Annotated in this window: 15 protein-coding genes and 4 tRNA genes; all 19 read left to right on the top strand. The window is 56.2% G+C overall.

Annotation, left to right across the window (positions count from 1 at the left end):
* The first annotated feature begins 196 nt into the window (after window positions 1-196).
* The 19 genes from birA to tuf all read left to right on the top strand — a co-directional run bounded on the left by birA (window position 197) and on the right by tuf (window position 19,452).
* Window positions 197-1,156, top strand: coding sequence for a bifunctional biotin--[acetyl-CoA-carboxylase] ligase/biotin operon repressor BirA (gene birA / locus SOP95_RS17185; protein ID WP_274074385.1), 960 nt, complete (start codon window positions 197-199; stop codon window positions 1,154-1,156).
* Window positions 1,146-1,895 carry a pantothenate kinase gene (locus tag SOP95_RS17190; RefSeq protein ID WP_323607742.1) on the top strand — a complete coding sequence of 250 codons (750 nt, stop codon included), beginning with the start codon at window positions 1,146-1,148 and terminating at the stop codon, window positions 1,893-1,895. Before birA ends, SOP95_RS17190 begins: the two co-directional genes overlap by 11 nt.
* Before the next feature lie 7 nt (window positions 1,896-1,902).
* Window positions 1,903-2,343 (top strand): hypothetical protein, encoded by a 441-nt coding sequence (locus tag SOP95_RS17195; protein WP_274074387.1) that lies wholly within the window; start codon window positions 1,903-1,905, stop codon window positions 2,341-2,343.
* A gap of 143 nt (window positions 2,344-2,486) precedes the next feature.
* Window positions 2,487-2,571, top strand: a tRNA-Tyr gene (locus SOP95_RS17200).
* Window positions 2,572-2,595: 24 nt separating this feature from the next.
* A tRNA-Gly gene (locus SOP95_RS17205) sits at window positions 2,596-2,669 on the top strand.
* A gap of 26 nt (window positions 2,670-2,695) precedes the next feature.
* Window positions 2,696-2,771 (top strand) — tRNA-Thr (locus tag SOP95_RS17210).
* A gap of 169 nt (window positions 2,772-2,940) precedes the next feature.
* Window positions 2,941-3,016, top strand: a tRNA-Trp gene (locus SOP95_RS17215).
* A gap of 45 nt (window positions 3,017-3,061) precedes the next feature.
* On the top strand, window positions 3,062-3,430 hold the full coding sequence (secE, locus tag SOP95_RS17220; RefSeq protein WP_274074388.1) for a preprotein translocase subunit SecE: 369 nt from the start codon (window positions 3,062-3,064) through the stop codon (window positions 3,428-3,430).
* A gap of 9 nt (window positions 3,431-3,439) precedes the next feature.
* Window positions 3,440-3,973 (top strand): transcription termination/antitermination protein NusG, encoded by a 534-nt coding sequence (gene nusG, locus SOP95_RS17225; protein WP_007933727.1) that lies wholly within the window; start codon window positions 3,440-3,442, stop codon window positions 3,971-3,973.
* 117 nt (window positions 3,974-4,090) lie between these two features.
* On the top strand, window positions 4,091-4,522 hold the full coding sequence (rplK, locus tag SOP95_RS17230) for a 50S ribosomal protein L11 (protein WP_007933726.1): 432 nt from the start codon (window positions 4,091-4,093) through the stop codon (window positions 4,520-4,522).
* The gene (gene rplA, locus SOP95_RS17235; protein WP_003186095.1) at window positions 4,522-5,217 is read left to right on the top strand and encodes a 50S ribosomal protein L1; all 696 of its coding nucleotides are present in this window, start codon (window positions 4,522-4,524) and stop codon (window positions 5,215-5,217) included. The genes rplK and rplA overlap by 1 nt, the downstream gene beginning before the upstream one ends.
* Window positions 5,218-5,415: 198 nt before the next feature.
* Entirely contained in the window at window positions 5,416-5,916 is a 501-nt protein-coding gene (rplJ, locus tag SOP95_RS17240) for a 50S ribosomal protein L10 (protein WP_007970413.1), read from the top strand.
* 75 nt (window positions 5,917-5,991) lie between these two features.
* Window positions 5,992-6,357: a 50S ribosomal protein L7/L12 gene (rplL, locus tag SOP95_RS17245; protein ID WP_034148078.1), complete on the top strand. Its 366-nt coding sequence runs from the start codon at window positions 5,992-5,994 to the stop codon at window positions 6,355-6,357.
* 220 nt (window positions 6,358-6,577) lie between these two features.
* Window positions 6,578-10,651 (top strand): DNA-directed RNA polymerase subunit beta, encoded by a 4,074-nt coding sequence (gene rpoB, locus SOP95_RS17250; protein ID WP_008018199.1) that lies wholly within the window; start codon window positions 6,578-6,580, stop codon window positions 10,649-10,651.
* 64 nt (window positions 10,652-10,715) lie between these two features.
* The gene (gene rpoC, locus SOP95_RS17255; protein WP_008065703.1) at window positions 10,716-14,915 is read left to right on the top strand and encodes a DNA-directed RNA polymerase subunit beta'; all 4,200 of its coding nucleotides are present in this window, start codon (window positions 10,716-10,718) and stop codon (window positions 14,913-14,915) included.
* A 215-nt stretch (window positions 14,916-15,130) separates the two neighbouring features.
* On the top strand, window positions 15,131-15,502 hold the full coding sequence (rpsL, locus tag SOP95_RS17260) for a 30S ribosomal protein S12 (RefSeq protein ID WP_003186084.1): 372 nt from the start codon (window positions 15,131-15,133) through the stop codon (window positions 15,500-15,502).
* Between the two features lie 119 nt (window positions 15,503-15,621).
* Window positions 15,622-16,092, top strand: a complete 471-nt coding sequence (gene rpsG, locus SOP95_RS17265; RefSeq protein WP_002555493.1) for a 30S ribosomal protein S7 — start codon at window positions 15,622-15,624, stop codon at window positions 16,090-16,092.
* A gap of 30 nt (window positions 16,093-16,122) precedes the next feature.
* Entirely contained in the window at window positions 16,123-18,228 is a 2,106-nt protein-coding gene (fusA, locus tag SOP95_RS17270; RefSeq protein ID WP_034148075.1) for an elongation factor G, read from the top strand.
* A 30-nt stretch (window positions 18,229-18,258) separates the two neighbouring features.
* Window positions 18,259-19,452, top strand: a complete 1,194-nt coding sequence (gene tuf / locus SOP95_RS17275; RefSeq protein WP_008065716.1) for an elongation factor Tu — start codon at window positions 18,259-18,261, stop codon at window positions 19,450-19,452.
* The last annotated feature ends 148 nt before the right edge of the window (window positions 19,453-19,600 follow it).

A 19,600-nucleotide genomic window follows, 5' to 3' on the forward strand; every position in this document is an offset into this window, starting at 1 on the left:
CGATGCATCGCCGATGGTAGTGTGGGGTTTCCCCATGTGAGAGTAGGTCATCGTCAAGATTAAATTCCGAAACCCCTATCTGCGCATGCAGGTAGGGGTTTTGTTTTTGTCCGCAGGAAAATCTGTCACCCCGGGTTTCTATGCAAGGGCTCAGGGCGTGGCTATCATGCGGGCCTCATTGTGAGGCGAGACCTGCATGCTGACGTTGTTAGAGCTTCTTAAAGATGGCCGATTCCATTCGGGCGAGGCGCTGGGCGCTGCCCTGGGTATCAGTCGCAGTGCTGTGTGGAAGCAGCTTCAGCATCTTGAGGCTGAGCTGGGGTTGTCCATTCATAAGGTTCGAGGACGCGGCTATCAACTGGCTGCGCCGTTGACTCTGCTTGATCCCGTGGAGGTAGAGCGACTGGCTCCCTCTTGCAAATGGCCAGTTCTGGTCTTCGACTCTCTTGATTCCACCAATGCCGAAGCCTTGCGCGCCATCGAGCGGCACCAGGTTGCGCCTTTTGTTGTGCTTGCCGAGCGGCAGACTGCGGGCCGCGGGCGGCGAGGGCGAAAATGGGTCAGTCCATTCGCAGAGAATATCTACTACAGCCTGGTCTTGCGGATCGAGGGGGGCATGCGCCAGCTGGAAGGCTTGAGCCTTGTCGTGGGGCTCGCCGTCATGCAGGCCTTGCGCGAGCTTGGTATTCCCGGTGTGGGCTTGAAATGGCCCAACGATGTGCTGGTGGGGCAGAAGAAGATCGCCGGCATCCTGCTTGAGTTGGTGGGGGACCCTGCCGACGTCTGTCACGTGGTGCTGGGTGTCGGGATTAATGTAAACATGCAGATGACCGATGAAGTCGACCAGCAATGGACGTCCATGCGCCTGGAGTCGGGCAGGGCGTTTGATCGCAATCGCCTGGTCGCGCAGCTGGGGGAAATGCTGCAGAAGTACCTGGCTCGCCATCAGGCGGATGGCTTTTCGGCAATCCAGGCTGAGTGGGAGCAGCATCACCTGTGGCAGGGGCGTGCGGTGTCGTTGATTGCGGGTGCAAACCAAATAGATGGCGAAGTGCTGGGCATCGATGGTCAGGGTGCGCTGCGCTTGAAGGTGGGTGATGTGGAAAAAGTCTTCAGTGGTGGTGAGCTAAGTCTGAGGTTGCGTCATGATTCTTGAGCTCGACTGCGGAAACAGTTTCATCAAGTGGCGCGTCCTCGAGGCGAATGCCCGTCAGGTCGTGGGAGAGGGTGTCGTCGATTCCGACCTGGCATTGCTTGAGGGTGTGAAAGAGATTCAAGGCCTTGCCCTGAAGTTCTGTCGCCTGGTGAGTGTCAGGACGGCCGAAGAAACCGGTGACTTGATTGCCCGGCTGAAGGCGACCTTCGATATCTCAGTGGTCTGTGCAGCCCCCACAGAGGCAATGGCCGGTGTTCGCAACGGCTATGAGGAATTCGAACGACTGGGCCTTGATCGCTGGCTGGCGCTGCTGGGAGGTTTTCATCTGGCGTCTGGCGCCTGCCTTGTACTTGATTTTGGTACGGCGGTGACTGCGGACTTTGTTTCCGGGAATGGAGAGCATCTCGGAGGGTTCATATGCCCTGGGATGCCATTGATGCGAAACCAGCTGCGCACCCACACCCGCAAGATTCGTTATGGAGATCTGGCGGCTGAGCGCGCCTTGGAGCGGCTTGTTCCAGGTCGTACAACGGTCGAGGCGGTTGAGCGCGGCTGCCTGCTGATGCTTCGGGGGTTCGTTCTGACGCAGCTGGAGATGGCGCGTGGTTATTGGGGGGAGAGTTTTACGGTATTCCTCACTGGTGGCGATGCGACGCTGGTCAGCGAGATCGTGCCTGAGGCTCGGGTGGTTCCCGACCTGGTGTTCGTCGGCTTGGCGATGGCATGCCCTTTGTCCTGAGGTCTTTATGCGTTGGTTGTTTCTGCTGCTGCTCGTTCTCAATGTGTTCTATTACGTCTGGCATCAACAGGAGGCCCCCCTGCGAGCCAAGGATGTGACGCCCCTGAGCTTGTATCGCGGCTCCCAGCAGGACATTCGTCTCTTGAGCGAGGCGACGGACAAGGCCAAGGATAAAGGGCAGGTGGCGCAGGCAGAGGCGGAGTGCCTATATCTGGGTGGTTTTACTCGCCAGGAGGTCGAGCAAGCGCTTGAACGCAGGTTGACCGGCATGGGCGTGAAGTATCAGTCGCTGCCGCCCAGTGCCGCTGAACCCCCTGCGTACTGGGTCCGAGTGGCCCCTGAAAGCAAGCGCTGGCTGGATGACCTGCAGCTGATAAACCTTTCTAGAGAATTCAATGAGTTAAAACATAAAATAATGCTGTGTGGGGGGGTTGCACCCACCGAATAGTTTGCATAGAATGGCGCCCGCTCCACAGCGAAGACCTAAAGCGGTCAACGATGTGAAGCGAGGTCAACGCAGATAAGCTCAGGATTTTAATGAGAAAAATGCTTGACAGAAGGCTGGCATGATGTAGAATGCCGGCTCGCTTAGGAGGGGTTCCCGAGCGGCCAAAGGGATCAGACTGTAAATCTGACGTCTACGACTTCGAAGGTTCGAATCCTTCCCCCTCCACCATTTTTAGCGAGAGCTGCAAGCCTCGCGGGTATAGTTTAGTGGTAGAACCTCAGCCTTCCAAGCTGATGATGCGGGTTCGATTCCCGCTACCCGCTCCACGTTTGCAGGTTTTGCACAGTGTTACGCTCTTGTAGCTCAGTTGGTAGAGCACACCCTTGGTAAGGGTGAGGTCAGCGGTTCAAATCCGCTCAAGAGCTCCATATAACAAGGCAGATATGAAAATATCTGCCTTTGTTTTAATGGCCTGGTTGTGTTTCGTTGTGCTTGAGGGCGGTTTGAGTCCCAGGTGCTGGTGGAGTGCAAAGGTCATTGAGTAAGTGTTGTAAAGTCTTTTTCGGGCCTGCATAATGGTCGGCCTGATTTTGTTTTAGGTCAGTAGCTCAATTGGCAGAGCGACGGTCTCCAAAACCGTAGGTTGGGGGTTCGATTCCCTCCTGACCTGCCAGATTCACTCGGTGTGTCTGGCTTTCTTTTCACAGGATCTTCATAGATGACTCCTAAAGCTGAAGCTCAAGGCTCGCGCTTAGATCTGCTCAAGTGGCTAGTAGTAGTCGCTTTGGTGGCTGTTGGCGTTGTTGGCAATCAGTATTACTCTGCTTCGCCAATCCTGTACCGCGTGCTCGCTTTGCTTGTGATCGCTGCTGTAGCTGCCTTTGTAGGCCTGCAGACGGTCAAGGGCAAGTCTTTCTTTGTACTGGTTAAGGAAGCGCGCACCGAGATTCGTAAAGTCGTATGGCCAACTCGCCAAGAAACCACGCAGACCACGTTGATCGTTGTGGCTGTTGTCCTGGTTATGGCGTTGCTGTTGTGGGGTCTTGATTCCCTGCTCGGCTGGCTTGTTTCCTTGATTGTCGGCTAAGGGTGTCCCGTGGCTAAGCGTTGGTACGTTGTGCATGCTTACTCCGGTTACGAGAAGCATGTTATGCGCTCGCTGATCGAGCGCGTGAAGCTGGCTGGCATGGAAGATGGCTTCGGCGAAATTCTGGTTCCCACTGAAGAAGTGGTTGAAATGCGTAATGGCCAGAAGCGCAAGAGCGAACGTAAGTTCTTCCCTGGCTATGTGCTGGTCCAGATGGATATGAACGAGGGTACTTGGCACTTGGTCAAGGATACTCCTCGTGTGATGGGCTTCATCGGCGGTACTGCCGATAAGCCGGCACCGATCACGGATAAAGAGGCAGAAGCGATTCTGCGTCGCGTCGCCGATGGTAGCGACAAGCCTAAGCCGAAGACGTTGTTCGAGCCGGGCGAGTCGGTGCGCGTCAATGACGGTCCGTTTGCCGATTTCACCGGCACGGTCGAAGAGGTCAACTACGAAAAGAGCCGGATCCAGGTCGCGGTGCTCATTTTCGGACGCTCTACCCCGGTAGAGTTGGAGTTCAGTCAGGTCGAAAAGGTCTAACTGAACAAGCATCCCAACCCCGCAGCCTTAGGCTGTGGGGTTTTGTCGTCACTGGGATAAACGCGCAAGTAACCGGGGAGCCTTTCGAGGCGTTTGAACCCGTAATTGGAGTGCCTCATGGCCAAGAAGATTACCGCTTACATCAAGCTGCAAGTGAAGGCCGCTCAGGCTAACCCAAGCCCACCTGTTGGTCCTGCTCTGGGTCAGCACGGCGTGAACATCATGGAATTCTGCAAGGCTTTCAACGCCCGTACTCAGGGTCTTGAGCCAGGTCTGCCGACTCCAGTGATCATCACTGTCTACAGCGACCGTAGCTTCACGTTCGAAACCAAATCCACCCCTGCTTCGGTTCTGCTGAAGAAGGCGGCCGGTCTGACCAGCGGTTCCGCTCGTCCGAACACCGTTAAGGTTGGCACTGTAACCCGTGCTCAGCTGGAAGAAATCGCGAAAACCAAAAACGCGGATCTGACTGCAGCTGATATGGAAGCAGCCGTGCGTACTATCGCCGGTTCTGCTCGTAGCATGGGCCTTAACGTGGAGGGTGTGTAATGGCTAAGCTGACCAAGCGTCAAAAGGCTATCGCCGGCAAAATCGAAGCAGGCAAGGCCTACAACTTTGTAGACGCCGCTGCTCTGCTGGCTGAGCTGTCGACTGTCAAGTTCAGCGAGTCGTTCGACGTTGCTGTAAACCTGGGTGTTGACCCGCGTAAATCCGACCAGGTCGTTCGTAGCGCTACTGTGCTGCCACACGGCACTGGCAAGACCGTTCGCGTTGCTGTGTTCACCCAGGGTCCAGCTGCTGAAGCCGCTCTGGCTGCCGGCGCTGACCGTGTAGGCATGGACGACCTGGCTGCCGAAATGAAAGGCGGCGACCTGAACTATGACGTAGTGATCGCATCCCCGGATGCCATGCGCGTTGTAGGTCAACTGGGTCAGATCCTCGGTCCACGTGGTCTGATGCCTAACCCGAAAGTCGGTACCGTAACTCCAGACGTAGCTACCGCGGTTAAAAACGCCAAGGCTGGTCAGGTTCGTTATCGCACCGACAAAAACGGCATCATCCACACTTCCGTTGGCAAGATCGGCTTCGACGCCGTCAAGCTGAAGGAAAACGTTGAAGCCCTGATCGCTGATCTGAAGCGTATCAAGCCAGCTTCCTCGAAAGGCATCTACGTCAAGCGCGTTACCCTGAGCACCACTATGGGCCCAGGTCTGGTTATCGACCAGAGCTCGCTGGACGCGTAAGACACAGATTGGCGCGAGTGATCGCGCCAATTGAAAAATTGGGGTCCCTGCCTGGCGGGGGCTATCCAAGACCGTAGGCGACGCAAGTCTTAAACCACAAGCCTACGCAGATGGTGCTCCCGGTTCCTTACCGAATCAGACACCAAAACGACATCCGGTTTCGACCAGATGAAACGGTAACAAGCAGGAGTTAAACCCGTGGCAATTAAACTCGAAGACAAGAAGGCCATCGTCGCTGAAGTCAACGAGGCTGCCAAAGTCGCTCTGTCCGCTGTCGTGGCTGATGCCCGTGGCGTAACAGTAGGCGCGATGACCGGACTCCGTAAAGAGGCTCGTGAAGCTGGCGTTTACGTACGTGTTGTACGTAACACCCTGCTCAAGCGCGCTGTTGCTGACACTGAATTCAGTGTCCTCAACGACGTGTTCACTGGCCCTACCCTGATTGCCTTCTCCAAGGAACATCCAGGCGCTGCTGCCCGGATCTTCAAAGAGTTCGCAAAGGGTCAGGACAAGTTCGAGATCAAGGCAGCTGCGTTCGAGGGCAAGTTCCTCGCAGCTAACCAAATCGACGTACTGGCAACTCTGCCGACCCGTGACGAAGCAATTTCTCAGCTGATGAGCGTGATTCAAGGCGCTACCAGCAAATTGGCTCGTACTCTGGCGGCAATTCGCGACCAGAAAGAAGCTGCTGCAGCCTAAGGCTCGTCAACTTCTCGCGTTTTTTGTTTTTTTCGATGGTCGCGTAGGCCGTCCCCAATATCAGGAATTAGATTCATGTCTATCTCTCAGAACGATATCCTTGAAGCAGTTGGCAACATGTCCGTAATGGAAGTTGTTGAGCTGATCAAAGCTTTCGAAGAAAAATTCGGTGTTACCGCTGCTGCTGCTTCGGCAGGTCCAGCTGCTGCTGCCGCCGTTGTTGAAGAGCAAACTGAATTCAACGTCATGCTGACCGAAGCTGGCGAGAAGAAAGTTAACGTGATCAAGGCAGTACGTGAACTGACCGGTCTGGGCCTGAAAGAAGCCAAGGCTGTAGTTGACGGCGCTCCTGCCATGGTTCTGGAAGCTGTTGCCAAAGACGCAGCTGACAAAGCCAAAGCAACTCTGGAAGAAGCAGGCGCTAAAGTCGAGCTGAAGTAAGCATCGACTTTGCGTCTCCAGCCCGAGCGTTAAGCGACAGGCTGATGGCTGGTGGCTCTTGCCACCGGCCTTTTTCCGTTATTGGCAGCCGACTGGGTCGGTGCCGGTAACGAGCTGTAACCACCCGATGCGGTGGCGCAAACCATGGGGTTTGCACGATTTTCTGGCTGCTCCCGTCGGGAGGGGCCAAACAAGCAGGTGACCAAGCTGGGGAACGCTGATGGCTTACTCATATACTGAGAAAAAACGTATCCGCAAGGACTTTAGCAAGTTGCCGGACGTCATGGATGTGCCGTACCTCCTGGCCATCCAGCTGGATTCGTATCGTGAATTCTTGCAAGCGGGAGCGACTAAAGATCAGTTCCGCGACGTGGGCCTGCATGCGGCCTTCAAATCCGTTTTCCCGATCATCAGCTACTCCGGCAATGCTGCGCTGGAGTACGTCGGTTATCGCCTGGGCGAACCGGCATTTGATGTCAAAGAATGCGTATTGCGCGGTGTAACTTACGCCGTACCTTTGCGGGTAAAAGTGCGCCTGATCATTTTCGACAAAGAATCGTCGAACAAAGCGATCAAGGACATCAAAGAGCAAGAAGTCTACATGGGTGAAATCCCCCTGATGACTGAGAACGGTACCTTCGTAATCAACGGTACCGAGCGTGTAATCGTTTCCCAGCTGCACCGTTCCCCTGGCGTGTTCTTCGACCACGACCGTGGCAAGACGCACAGCTCCGGTAAACTGCTGTACTCCGCGCGCATCATTCCTTACCGCGGTTCGTGGCTGGACTTCGAGTTCGACCCGAAAGACTGCGTGTTCGTGCGTATCGACCGTCGTCGCAAGCTGCCTGCATCGGTACTGCTGCGCGCGCTCGGCTATACCACTGAAGAAGTGCTGGACGCGTTCTACACCACCAACGTATTCCACGTTAAGGGCGAGACCCTGAGCCTGGAGCTGGTGCCTCAGCGCCTGCGCGGTGAAATCGCTGTCCTCGATATCCAGGACGACAAAGGCAAGGTTATTGTCGAGCAAGGTCGTCGTATCACTGCTCGCCACATCAACCAGCTGGAAAAAGCCGGGATCAAAGAGCTGGATGTGCCTCTGGACTACGTCTTGGGTCGCACAACCGCCAAGGTCATCGTGCATCCGGCAACCGGCGAAATCCTGGCAGAGTGCAACACCGAGCTGAACACCGAGATCCTGGCGAAAATCGCCAAGGCCGGCGTTGTTCGCATCGAAACTCTGTACACCAACGATATCGACTGCGGTCCGTTCGTCTCCGACACGCTGAAGATCGACTCCACCAGCAACCAACTGGAAGCGCTGGTCGAGATCTATCGCATGATGCGTCCTGGCGAGCCGCCAACCAAAGACGCTGCCGAGACTCTGTTCAACAACCTGTTCTTCAGCCCTGAGCGCTACGACCTGTCTGCGGTCGGCCGGATGAAGTTCAACCGTCGTATCGGTCGTACCGAGATCGAAGGTTCGGGCGTGCTGTGCAAGGAAGACATCGTCGCGGTACTGAAGACCCTGGTCGACATCCGTAACGGTAAAGGCATCGTCGATGACATCGACCACCTGGGTAACCGTCGTGTTCGCTGCGTAGGCGAAATGGCCGAGAACCAGTTCCGCGTTGGCCTGGTACGTGTTGAGCGTGCGGTCAAAGAGCGTCTGTCGATGGCAGAAAGCGAAGGCCTGATGCCGCAAGACCTGATCAACGCCAAGCCAGTGGCTGCGGCGGTGAAAGAGTTCTTCGGTTCCAGCCAGCTGTCGCAGTTCATGGACCAGAACAACCCGCTGTCCGAGATCACCCACAAGCGTCGTGTTTCTGCACTCGGCCCTGGCGGTCTGACGCGTGAGCGTGCCGGCTTTGAAGTTCGTGACGTTCACCCGACGCACTACGGTCGTGTTTGCCCGATCGAAACGCCGGAAGGTCCGAACATCGGTCTGATCAACTCCCTGGCCGCCTATGCGCGCACCAACCAGTACGGTTTCCTCGAGAGCCCGTACCGTGTGGTGAAAGACGCTCTGGTCACCGACGAGATCGTGTTCCTGTCCGCCATCGAAGAAGCCGATCACGTGATCGCCCAGGCTTCGGCCACGATGAACGACAAGAAAGTCCTGATCGACGAGCTGGTAGCTGTTCGTCACCTGAACGAGTTCACCGTCAAGGCGCCGGAAGACGTCACCTTGATGGACGTATCGCCCAAGCAGGTAGTTTCGGTTGCAGCGTCGCTGATCCCGTTCCTCGAGCACGACGACGCCAACCGTGCGTTGATGGGTTCGAACATGCAGCGTCAAGCTGTACCGACCCTGCGCGCTGACAAGCCGCTGGTAGGTACTGGCATGGAGCGTAACGTAGCCCGTGACTCCGGCGTTTGCGTCGTGGCACGTCGTGGCGGCGTGATCGACTCCGTCGACGCCAGCCGTATCGTGGTACGTGTTGCCGATGACGAAGTTGAAACCGGTGAAGCCGGTGTCGACATCTACAACCTGACCAAGTACACCCGCTCCAACCAGAACACCTGCATCAACCAGCGTCCGCTGGTGCGTAAAGGTGATCGGGTTCAGCGTAGCGACATCATGGCCGACGGTCCGTCCACCGACATGGGTGAACTGGCACTGGGTCAGAACATGCGCATCGCCTTCATGGCATGGAACGGCTTCAACTTCGAAGACTCCATCTGCCTGTCCGAGCGCGTTGTTCAGGAAGACCGTTTCACCACGATCCACATCCAGGAACTGACCTGTGTGGCCCGTGACACCAAGCTTGGCCCAGAGGAAATCACTGCGGACATCCCGAACGTGGGTGAAGCTGCACTGAACAAGCTGGACGAAGCCGGTATCGTTTACGTAGGTGCTGAAGTTGGCGCAGGCGACATCCTGGTCGGTAAGGTCACTCCGAAAGGCGAGACCCAGCTGACTCCGGAAGAAAAACTGCTGCGTGCGATCTTCGGTGAAAAAGCCAGCGACGTTAAAGACACCTCCCTGCGCGTACCTACCGGTACCAAAGGTACTGTCATCGACGTACAGGTCTTCACCCGCGACGGCGTTGAGCGTGATGCTCGTGCCCTGTCGATCGAGAAGTCCCAGCTGGACGAGATCCGCAAGGACCTCAACGAAGAGTTCCGTATCGTCGAAGGCGCTACTTTCGAACGTCTGCGTTCCGCTCTGGTCGGCCACAAAGCCGAAGGCGGCGCCGGCTTGAAGAAAGGCCAGGACATCACCGACGAAGTTCTCGACGGTCTTGAGCACGGCCAGTGGTTCAAACTGCGCATGGCTGAAGATGCTCTGAACGAGCAGCTCGAGAAGGCCCAGGCCTACATCGTTGATCGTCGCCGTCTGCTGGACGACAAGTTCGAAGACAAGAAGCGCAAACTGCAGCAGGGCGATGACCTGGCTCCAGGCGTGCTGAAAATCGTCAAGGTCTACCTGGCAATCCGTCGTCGCATCCAGCCGGGCGACAAGATGGCCGGTCGTCACGGTAACAAGGGTGTGGTCTCCGTGATCATGCCGGTTGAAGACATGCCGCACGATGCCAATGGCACCCCGGTCGACGTCGTCCTCAACCCGTTGGGCGTACCTTCGCGTATGAACGTCGGTCAGATCCTTGAAACCCACCTGGGCCTCGCGGCCAAAGGTCTGGGCGAGAAGATCAACCGCATGGTTGAAGAGCAGCGTAAAGTTGCCGAGCTGCGCAAGTTCCTGCACGAGATCTACAACGAGATCGGCGGTCGTCAGGAAAGCCTCGATGACTTCTCGGACCAGGAAATCCTGGACCTGGCTCAAAACCTGCGTGGCGGCGTTCCAATGGCCACTCCAGTGTTCGACGGCGCCAAGGAAAGCGAAATCAAGGCCATGCTGAAACTGGCAGACCTGCCAGAAAGCGGCCAGATGCAGCTGACCGACGGCCGTACCGGCAACAAGTTCGAGCGCCCGGTTACCGTTGGCTACATGTACATGCTGAAGCTGAACCACTTGGTAGACGACAAGATGCACGCGCGTTCTACCGGTTCGTACAGCCTGGTTACCCAGCAGCCGCTGGGTGGTAAGGCGCAGTTCGGTGGTCAGCGTTTCGGGGAGATGGAGGTCTGGGCACTGGAAGCATACGGTGCCGCTTACACTCTGCAAGAAATGCTCACAGTGAAGTCGGACGATGTGAACGGCCGTACCAAGATGTACAAGAACATCGTGGATGGCGATCACCGTATGGAGCCGGGCATGCCCGAGTCCTTCAACGTGTTGATCAAGGAAATTCGTTCCCTCGGCATCGATATCGATCTGGAAACCGAATAACACGTGACGCGAATCGAGAGCGGGGCAGCACTGCCCGCTCTCTGCTCCGCCAGGAGGAAAGGCCTTGAAAGACCTACTGAATTTGCTGAAAAACCAGGGTCAAGTCGAAGAGTTCGACGCCATCCGTATCGGATTGGCATCGCCTGAGATGATCCGTTCGTGGTCGTTCGGTGAAGTTAAAAAGCCGGAAACCATCAACTACCGTACGTTCAAACCCGAGCGTGACGGCCTGTTCTGCGCCAAGATCTTTGGCCCGGTAAAGGATTACGAGTGCCTGTGCGGTAAGTACAAGCGCTTGAAGCACCGTGGTGTGATCTGCGAGAAGTGCGGCGTTGAAGTCGCGCTGGCAAAAGTTCGTCGTGAGCGCATGGCGCACATCGAACTGGCCTCGCCAGTTGCCCACATCTGGTTCCTGAAATCGCTGCCGTCGCGTATCGGCTTGCTGATGGACATGACCCTGCGCGATATCGAACGCGTTCTCTACTTCGAGAGCTACGTCGTTATCGATCCAGGCATGACCACCCTTGAAAAAGGTCAGCTGCTCAACGACGAGCAGTACTTCGAAGCGCTGGAAGAGTTCGGCGACGATTTCGATGCCCGCATGGGTGCCGAAGCTGTCCGCGAACTGCTGCACGCTATCGACCTGGAACACGAGATTGGCCGTCTGCGTGAAGAAATTCCGCAAACCAACTCCGAAACCAAGATCAAGAAGCTGTCCAAGCGTCTGAAGTTGATGGAAGCCTTCCAGGGTTCCGGCAACCTGCCAGAGTGGATGGTGCTGACCGTTCTGCCGGTTCTGCCGCCAGACCTGCGTCCACTGGTCCCGCTGGATGGCGGTCGCTTCGCGACTTCCGACCTCAACGATCTGTATCGTCGAGTGATCAACCGTAACAACCGTTTGAAGCGCCTGCTGGATCTGTCCGCTCCGGACATCATCGTGCGCAACGAAAAGCGTATGTTGCAGGAAGCTGTCGATGCACTGCTCGACAACGGTCGTCGTGGCCGCGCTATCACCGGTTCCAACAAGCGTCCTCTGAAATCCCTGGCTGACATGATCAAGGGTAAGCAGGGTCGTTTCCGTCAGAACTTGCTCGGTAAGCGTGTTGACTACTCCGGTCGTTCGGTAATTACCGTAGGCCCGACCCTGCGTCTGCACCAGTGCGGTCTGCCGAAGAAGATGGCTCTCGAGCTGTTCAAGCCGTTCATTTTCGGCAAGCTGGAAATGCGTGGTCTGGCGACCACCATCAAGGCTGCCAAGAAGATGGTCGAGCGCGAACTGCCAGAGGTTTGGGACGTTCTCGCTGAAGTGATTCGCGAACACCCGGTTCTTCTCAACCGTGCACCGACCCTTCACCGTCTGGGTATCCAGGCGTTTGAACCGGTACTGATCGAAGGTAAGGCTATCCAGCTGCACCCGCTGGTCTGCGCCGCGTACAACGCCGACTTCGACGGCGACCAAATGGCCGTGCACGTACCGCTGACGCTGGAAGCCCAGCTCGAAGCGCGTGCGTTGATGATGTCGACCAACAACATCCTGTCGCCAGCCAACGGTGAGCCAATCATCGTTCCGTCGCAGGACGTTGTATTGGGTCTGTACTACATGACGCGTGAAGCGATCAACGCCAAGGGCGAAGGTCGTGTGTTCGCGGATCTGCAGGAAGTTGACCGTGTGTTCCGTGCCGGCGAAGCCGCACTGCACGCCAAGGTCAAAGTGCGGATCAACGAAACCGTCAACGACCGTGATGGCGGCAGCGTGACCAACACCCGTATCGTCGACACCACTGTCGGCCGTGCGCTGTTGTTCCAGGTTGTGCCAAAAGGTCTGTCGTACGACGTCGTCAACCTGCCGATGAAGAAAAAGGCGATTTCCAAGCTCATCAACCAGTGCTACCGCGTGGTTGGTCTGAAAGAGACCGTGATCTTCGCTGACCAGTTGATGTACACCGGTTTTGCCTATTCGACCATTTCCGGCGTTTCCATCGGCGTTAACGACTTCGTTATCCCGGATGAAAAAGCCCGCATCATCGGTGCTGCCACCGACGAAGTGAAAGAGATCGAAAGTCAGTACGCCTCCGGCCTGGTAACCCAGGGCGAGAAGTACAACAAAGTGATCGACCTTTGGTCCAAGGCGAACGACGAAGTTTCCAAGGCGATGATGGCCAACCTCTCGAAAGAGAAAGTCATCGACCGTCATGGCGTCGAAGTCGACCAGGAGTCCTTCAACTCGATGTACATGATGGCCGACTCGGGTGCGCGGGGTTCCGCAGCACAGATTCGTCAGCTGGCCGGTATGCGTGGCCTGATGGCCAAGCCGGACGGTTCCATCATCGAAACGCCGATTACTGCGAACTTCCGTGAAGGTTTGAGCGTACTCCAGTACTTCATCTCCACTCACGGTGCTCGTAAAGGTCTGGCGGATACCGCGTTGAAAACGGCGAACTCGGGTTACCTGACCCGTCGTCTGGTAGACGTGGCGCAAGACCTGGTTGTAACCGAGATCGATTGCGGCACCGAACACGGTTTGCTGATGACTCCGCACATTGAAGGCGGTGACGTAGTAGAGCCGTTGGGTGAGCGCGTATTGGGTCGTGTTATCGCCCGTGACGTATTCAAGCCAGGTACCGAGGACGTTATCGTTCCTGCCGGCACCCTGGTGGACGAGAAGTGGGTCGAGTTCATCGAACTCAACAGCATCGACGAAGTGATCGTACGTTCGCCGATCAGCTGCGAAACCCGTTTCGGTATCTGCGCCAAGTGCTACGGTCGCGACCTGGCTCGTGGTCACCAGGTGAACATCGGTGAAGCGGTCGGCGTTATCGCTGCCCAGTCCATCGGTGAGCCGGGTACCCAGCTGACGATGCGTACGTTCCACATCGGTGGTGCGGCAAGCCGGACCTCCGCAGCCGACAGCGTTCAGGTGAAGAATGGCGGTACCGTCCGTCTGCACAACCTGAAACACGTTGAGCGAGTGGATGGTCACCTGGTTGCTGTGTCCCGTTCCGGTGAGCTGGCTATCGCTGATGACTTCGGTCGTGAGCGCGAGCGCTACAAGCTGCCGTACGGCGCCGTGATTTCGGTTAAAGAAGGTGACAAGGTCGACGCTGGCGCAATCGTGGCCAAGTGGGATCCGCACACTCACCCGATCGTTACCGAAATGAAAGGTACCGTGACCTACGTGGGCATGGAAGAAGGCATCACGATCAAGCGTCAGACTGACGAATTGACCGGTATGACCAACATTGAAGTACTCGACGCCAAAGACCGTCCAGCTGCCGGCAAGGATATCCGTCCTGCTGTGAAGATGGTCGATGACAACGGCAAGGATCTGTTGCTGCCAGGCACTGACGTTATCGCTCAGTACTTCCTGCCAGCCAACGCCCTGGTCGGTGTGGCGGACGGTGCGAAGATCGCGATCGGTGATGTTATCGCGCGTATCCCGCAAGAAACTTCGAAGACTCGTGACATCACCGGTGGTCTGCCGCGTGTTGCCGACTTGTTCGAAGCTCGTCGTCCGAAAGAAGCGTCGATCCTGGCTGAAGTCAGCGGCACCATCGCGTTCGGTAAAGAGACCAAGGGCAAGCGCCGTCTGGTTATCACCCCGAACGACGGTAGCGATCCGTATGAAGAGCTGATTCCGAAGTGGCGTCACCTGAACGTGTTCGAAGGCGAACAGGTAAACCGCGGCGAAGTTATCTCCGACGGCCCGAGCGATCCACACGACATCCTGCGTCTGCTGGGTGTGAGTGCGCTGGCCAAGTACATCGTCAACGAGATCCAGGACGTTTACCGTCTGCAAGGCGTGAAGATCAACGACAAGCACATCGAGACCATCCTGCGTCAGATGCTGCGTAAAGTTGAAATCGCTGAATCCGGCGATTCCAGTTTCATCAAGGGCGACCAGATGGAATTGACTCACGTTCTGGTAGAGAACGAGCGTTTGAGCGGCGAAGACAAGTTTGTCTCCAAGTTCACTCGCGTTCTGCTGGGTATCACCAAGGCGTCGTTGTCCACCGAATCGTTCATCTCGGCGGCTTCCTTCCAGGAAACCACTCGCGTACTGACCGAAGCGGCGGTAACCGGCAAGCGCGATTACCTGCGCGGCCTGAAAGAAAACGTGGTCGTGGGTCGTCTGATCCCGGCTGGTACCGGTCTGGCTTATCACAGCGAGCGTAAGCGTCGCCGTGATGCAGACAAGCCGTTGCGCGTGAGCGCCAGTGAAGTGGAAGCTGCACTGACCGAAGCGCTGAACTCGAGCGGTAACTGAGTTCTGCGGTAAATGAGCTGAGGCCCTGGTCACTCCGTTCATCGAATCGAGACAATTTGTCGAGGTTTGATAGGCGGGGAGGTCGGGGCCTTGCCTTGACTGGGGACAAGATCCTCTTTAGACTCTTGTACCCCTAAATTTGGCGGGAATTCGTTCCTGCCATTTTGCTTTTCTTGCAAGACAATAGCGTCGCAAGACAACAGTGGAGCTAGTAGATGGCAACTATCAACCAGCTGGTACGTCAGCCGCGTAAGCGTATCGTCGAGAAATCCGACGTGCCTGCGCTGCAGAACTGCCCGCAACGCCGTGGCGTGTGCACCCGTGTGTACACCACCACGCCGAAAAAACCTAACTCGGCACTGCGTAAAGTATGCCGTGTGCGCCTGACCAACGGTTTCGAGGTTTCCTCGTACATCGGCGGTGAAGGCCACAACCTGCAAGAGCACAGCGTGGTACTGATCCGCGGCGGTCGTGTAAAAGACTTGCCAGGTGTTCGTTACCACACCGTTCGCGGTTCGTTGGATACTTCCGGCGTTAAAGGTCGTAACCAGGGTCGTTCGAAGTACGGTACCAAGCGTCCGAAGTAATGGTCGCTTGCTGCAAAAAACTGATTTCTATTTTTCTGAGTCGATAAGAGTAAGGTCGGAGGCGTCCCGTAACGGGCACCGATTCCGAGCGAACCTGAAGACCGTTTGAGGGCTTATCCATGCCAAGAAGACGCGTAGCAGCCAAGCGCGAAGTGCTTGACGATCCAAAATACGGAAGCCAAATCCTGGCCAAGTTCATGAACCACGTGATGGAAAGCGGCAAGAAAGCCGTTGCCGAGCGTATCGTTTATGGCGCGCTGGAAAAGGTTAAAGAACGCAAGAACAGCGACCCCCTGGAAATCTTCGAGAAAGCTCTCGACGCCATCGCTCCGCTGGTCGAAGTAAAGTCGCGCCGTGTAGGCGGTGCTACTTACCAGGTTCCGGTTGAAGTTCGTCCGTCCCGTCGTAACGCTCTGGCAATGCGCTGGTTGGTAGACTTCGCCCGTAAGCGCGGCGAGAAGTCTATGGCTCTGCGTTTGGCTGGCGAACTGTTGGACGCTGCCGAAGGTAAAGGTGCTGCAGTTAAGAAGCGTGAAGACGTGCACCGTATGGCTGAAGCTAACAAAGCTTTCTCGCACTACCGCTTCTAATTTTAGCGTCACTCATTTTGCGAGGGCTTTATGGCTCGTACTACACCGATTAACCGCTACCGTAACATTGGTATCGTTGCTCACGTGGATGCTGGTAAAACCACCACCACCGAGCGCGTCCTTTTTTACACTGGCAAAAGCCACAAGATGGGCGAAGTGCACGACGGCGCTGCGACCACTGACTGGATGGTTCAGGAGCAGGAGCGTGGTATTACCATTACTTCTGCTGCTATTACCGCCTTCTGGCAGGGTTCTGCGAAGCAGCACAAAGACCAATACCGCTTCAACGTCATCGATACCCCGGGCCACGTAGACTTCACCATTGAAGTTGAGCGTTCCCTGCGTGTACTCGACGGCGCTGTCGTTGTGTTCTGTGGTACTTCCGGCGTTGAGCCGCAGTCCGAAACCGTATGGCGTCAAGCCAACAAGTACGGTGTTCCACGTATCGTTTACGTGAACAAGATGGACCGTGCCGGCGCGAACTTCCTGCGCGTGATCGCTCAGATCAAGCAGCGTCTGGGTCACACTCCGGTGCCGATCCAGTTGGCTATCGGTTCCGAAGACAACTTCCAGGGTCAGATCGATCTGATGACCATGGAAGCGGTTTACTGGAACGATGCTGACAAGGGCATGACTCCACGTCGCGAAGCCATCCCTGCTGAACTGCAGGAACTGGCTGAAGAGTGGCGCAGCAACATGGTAGAGGCCGCGGCCGAAGCCAGCGAAGAGCTGATGAACAAGTACCTGGAAGGTGAAGAGCTCACCATCGAGGAAATCAAGGCCGCTCTGCGTCAGCGTACTATCGCTGGCGAAATCGTCCTGGCTGTTTGCGGTTCTTCGTTCAAGAACAAGGGTGTTCCCCTGGTTCTCGACGCCGTTATCGACTACCTGCCGGCTCCAGTCGACATTCCTGCTATCAAGGGTTCCAACCCTGATAACGAGGAAGAAATGATGGAGCGTCATGCAGACGACAACGAGCCGTTCTCGGCTCTGGCGTTCAAGATCGCTACCGACCCATTCGTGGGTACCTTGACCTTCGTCCGCGTTTACTCGGGCGTGTTGGCCTCCGGCGACGGCGTGATCAACTCGGTTAAAGGCAAGAAAGAGCGCGTGGGTCGTATGGTGCAAATGCACGCAAACGCCCGTGAAGAGATCAAGGAAGTACGCGCTGGCGACATCGCGGCCCTGATCGGCATGAAGGACGTCACCACTGGTGAAACCCTCTGCAACGCTGACAAGCCAATCATCCTGGTTCGCATGGACTTCCCGGAGCCGGTTATTTCGGTTGCCGTAGAGCCTAAGACCAAGGATGACCAGGAAAAAATGGGTATCGCTCTGGGCAAACTTGCTCAGGAAGACCCGTCTTTCCGCGTCAAAACTGATGAAGAGACTGGTCAAACGATCATCTCCGGCATGGGCGAGTTGCACCTGGACATCCTGGTTGACCGGATGCGCCGTGAGTTCAACGTCGAAGCCAACATCGGTAAGCCTCAAGTTTCGTATCGTGAGCGCATCACGAAGAATTGCGAAATCGAAGGCAAGTTCGTTCGTCAGTCCGGCGGTCGTGGCCAGTTCGGTCACTGCTGGATCCGTTTTGCTCCTGCTGACGAAGGTCAGGAAGGTCTGCAATTCGTGAACGAAGTAGTGGGTGGTGTGGTTCCTAAGGAATACATCCCGGCTATCCAGAAGGGTATCGAAGAGCAGATGAAGAACGGCGTAGTTGCCGGCTATCCGCTGATCGGCCTGAAGGCTACCGTGTTTGATGGTTCTTACCACGACGTCGACTCGAACGAGATGGCGTTTAAGGTGGCTGCTTCCATGGCGACCAAGCAACTGGCCCAGAAGGGCGGTGGTGAGTTGCTCGAGCCGATCATGGCGGTAGAGGTTGTTACGCCTGAAGACTATATGGGTGACGTGATGGGCGACCTGAACCGTCGTCGCGGCATGATTCTGGGTATGGAGGATACGGTTTCCGGTAAGGTTATCCGTGCTGAAGTTCCGTTGGGCGAGATGTTCGGTTATGCGACCGACGTTCGTTCGATGTCCCAGGGTCGCGCAAGCTACTCTATGGAATTCAAAAAATACAATACGGCTCCGTCGCACATCGTCGAAACCGTTACCAAAAAACAAGGCTGATTCAGTCCTTTAGGCAAGGAGTTAATTGTCGTGGCTAAAGAAAAATTTGATCGTTCCCTACCGCACGTAAACGTTGGCACCATCGGCCACGTTGACCACGGTAAAACCACTCTGACCGCTGCTCTGACTCGCGTCTGCTCCGAAGTTTTCGGTTCGGCCGTAGTTGAATTCGACAAGATCGACAGCGCTCCAGAAGAAAAAGCTCGTGGTATCACCATCAACACCGCGCACGTCGAGTACAACTCGAACATTCGTCACTACGCTCACGTTGACTGCCCAGGTCACGCTGACTACGTGAAGAACATGATCACCGGTGCTGCCCAGATGGACGGCGCGATCCTGGTTTGCTCGGCCGCTGATGGTCCGATGCCACAAACCCGTGAGCACATCCTGCTGTCCCGTCAGGTAGGCGTTCCGTACATCGTGGTTTTCCTGAACAAGGCTGACCTGGTAGACGACGCTGAGCTGCTGGAACTGGTTGAGATGGAAGTTCGCGACCTGCTGTCCACCTATGACTTCCCAGGCGACGACACTCCGATCATCATCGGTTCTGCTCGTATGGCGCTGGAAGGCAAAGACGACAACGAAATGGGCACCACTGCCGTTCGTAAGCTGGTTGAAACTCTGGACACCTACATCCCAGAGCCAGAGCGTGCTATCGACAAGCCATTCCTGATGCCAATCGAAGACGTATTCTCGATCTCGGGTCGTGGTACTGTTGTGACTGGTCGTATCGAGCGCGGTATCGTTCGCGTTCAAGATGCACTGGAAATCGTTGGTCTGCGTGACACCACCACCACCACCTGCACCGGTGTTGAGATGTTCCGCAAGCTGCTCGACGAAGGTCGTGCTGGCGAGAACTGCGGCGTTCTGCTGCGTGGCACCAAGCGTGACGACGTTGAGCGTGGTCAGGTTCTGGTTAAGCCAGGTTCGGTTAAGCCGCACACCAAGTTCACCGCAGAAGTTTACGTTCTGAGCAAGGAAGAAGGCGGCCGTCACACTCCGTTCTTCAAAGGCTACCGTCCACAGTTCTACTTCCGTACTACTGACGTGACCGGTAACTGCGAGCTGCCAGAAGGCGTTGAAATGGTAATGCCAGGTGACAACATTCAGATGACTGTTACCCTGATCAAAACCATCGCAATGGAAGACGGTCTGCGCTTCGCTATCCGTGAAGGCGGCCGTACCGTTGGTGCTGGCGTTGTAGCTAAAATCATCGAGTAATCTCCTCACCGAGACAGCTTTGATGTTTTGAAAAGGCCCCCGCTCAGCGGGGGCCTTTTTTATTGGGTTGACACCTATCTGGGGCGTCTATAGAATTGCGCCTCCTTTTAACGGGCGTATTGCGCCCGGTGGGAATAGCAGCCGGAGT

This window comes from Pseudomonas sp. YuFO8 (genome assembly GCF_035065025.1).
In the GTDB taxonomy this organism is placed as follows: domain Bacteria; phylum Pseudomonadota; class Gammaproteobacteria; order Pseudomonadales; family Pseudomonadaceae; genus Aquipseudomonas; species Aquipseudomonas putida_AE.

Excerpts from the sequence above, each read along its gene's own strand:
- rpsL (WP_003186084.1), top strand. The coding sequence starts at position 15,131 with ATGGCAACTATCAACCAGCTGGTACGTCAGCCGCGTAAGCGTATCGTC.
- fusA (WP_034148075.1), top strand. The coding sequence starts at position 16,123 with ATGGCTCGTACTACACCGATTAACCGCTACCGTAACATTGGTATCGTT.
- rpoB (WP_008018199.1), top strand. The coding sequence starts at position 6,578 with ATGGCTTACTCATATACTGAGAAAAAACGTATCCGCAAGGACTTTAGC.
- SOP95_RS17190 (WP_323607742.1), top strand. The coding sequence starts at position 1,146 with ATGATTCTTGAGCTCGACTGCGGAAACAGTTTCATCAAGTGGCGCGTC.
- rpsG (WP_002555493.1), top strand. The coding sequence starts at position 15,622 with ATGCCAAGAAGACGCGTAGCAGCCAAGCGCGAAGTGCTTGACGATCCA.
- rplL (WP_034148078.1), top strand. The coding sequence starts at position 5,992 with ATGTCTATCTCTCAGAACGATATCCTTGAAGCAGTTGGCAACATGTCC.
- birA (WP_274074385.1), top strand. The coding sequence starts at position 197 with ATGCTGACGTTGTTAGAGCTTCTTAAAGATGGCCGATTCCATTCGGGC.
- SOP95_RS17195 (WP_274074387.1), top strand. The coding sequence starts at position 1,903 with ATGCGTTGGTTGTTTCTGCTGCTGCTCGTTCTCAATGTGTTCTATTAC.
- rplA (WP_003186095.1), top strand. The coding sequence starts at position 4,522 with ATGGCTAAGCTGACCAAGCGTCAAAAGGCTATCGCCGGCAAAATCGAA.
- secE (WP_274074388.1), top strand. The coding sequence starts at position 3,062 with ATGACTCCTAAAGCTGAAGCTCAAGGCTCGCGCTTAGATCTGCTCAAG.
- rplK (WP_007933726.1), top strand. The coding sequence starts at position 4,091 with ATGGCCAAGAAGATTACCGCTTACATCAAGCTGCAAGTGAAGGCCGCT.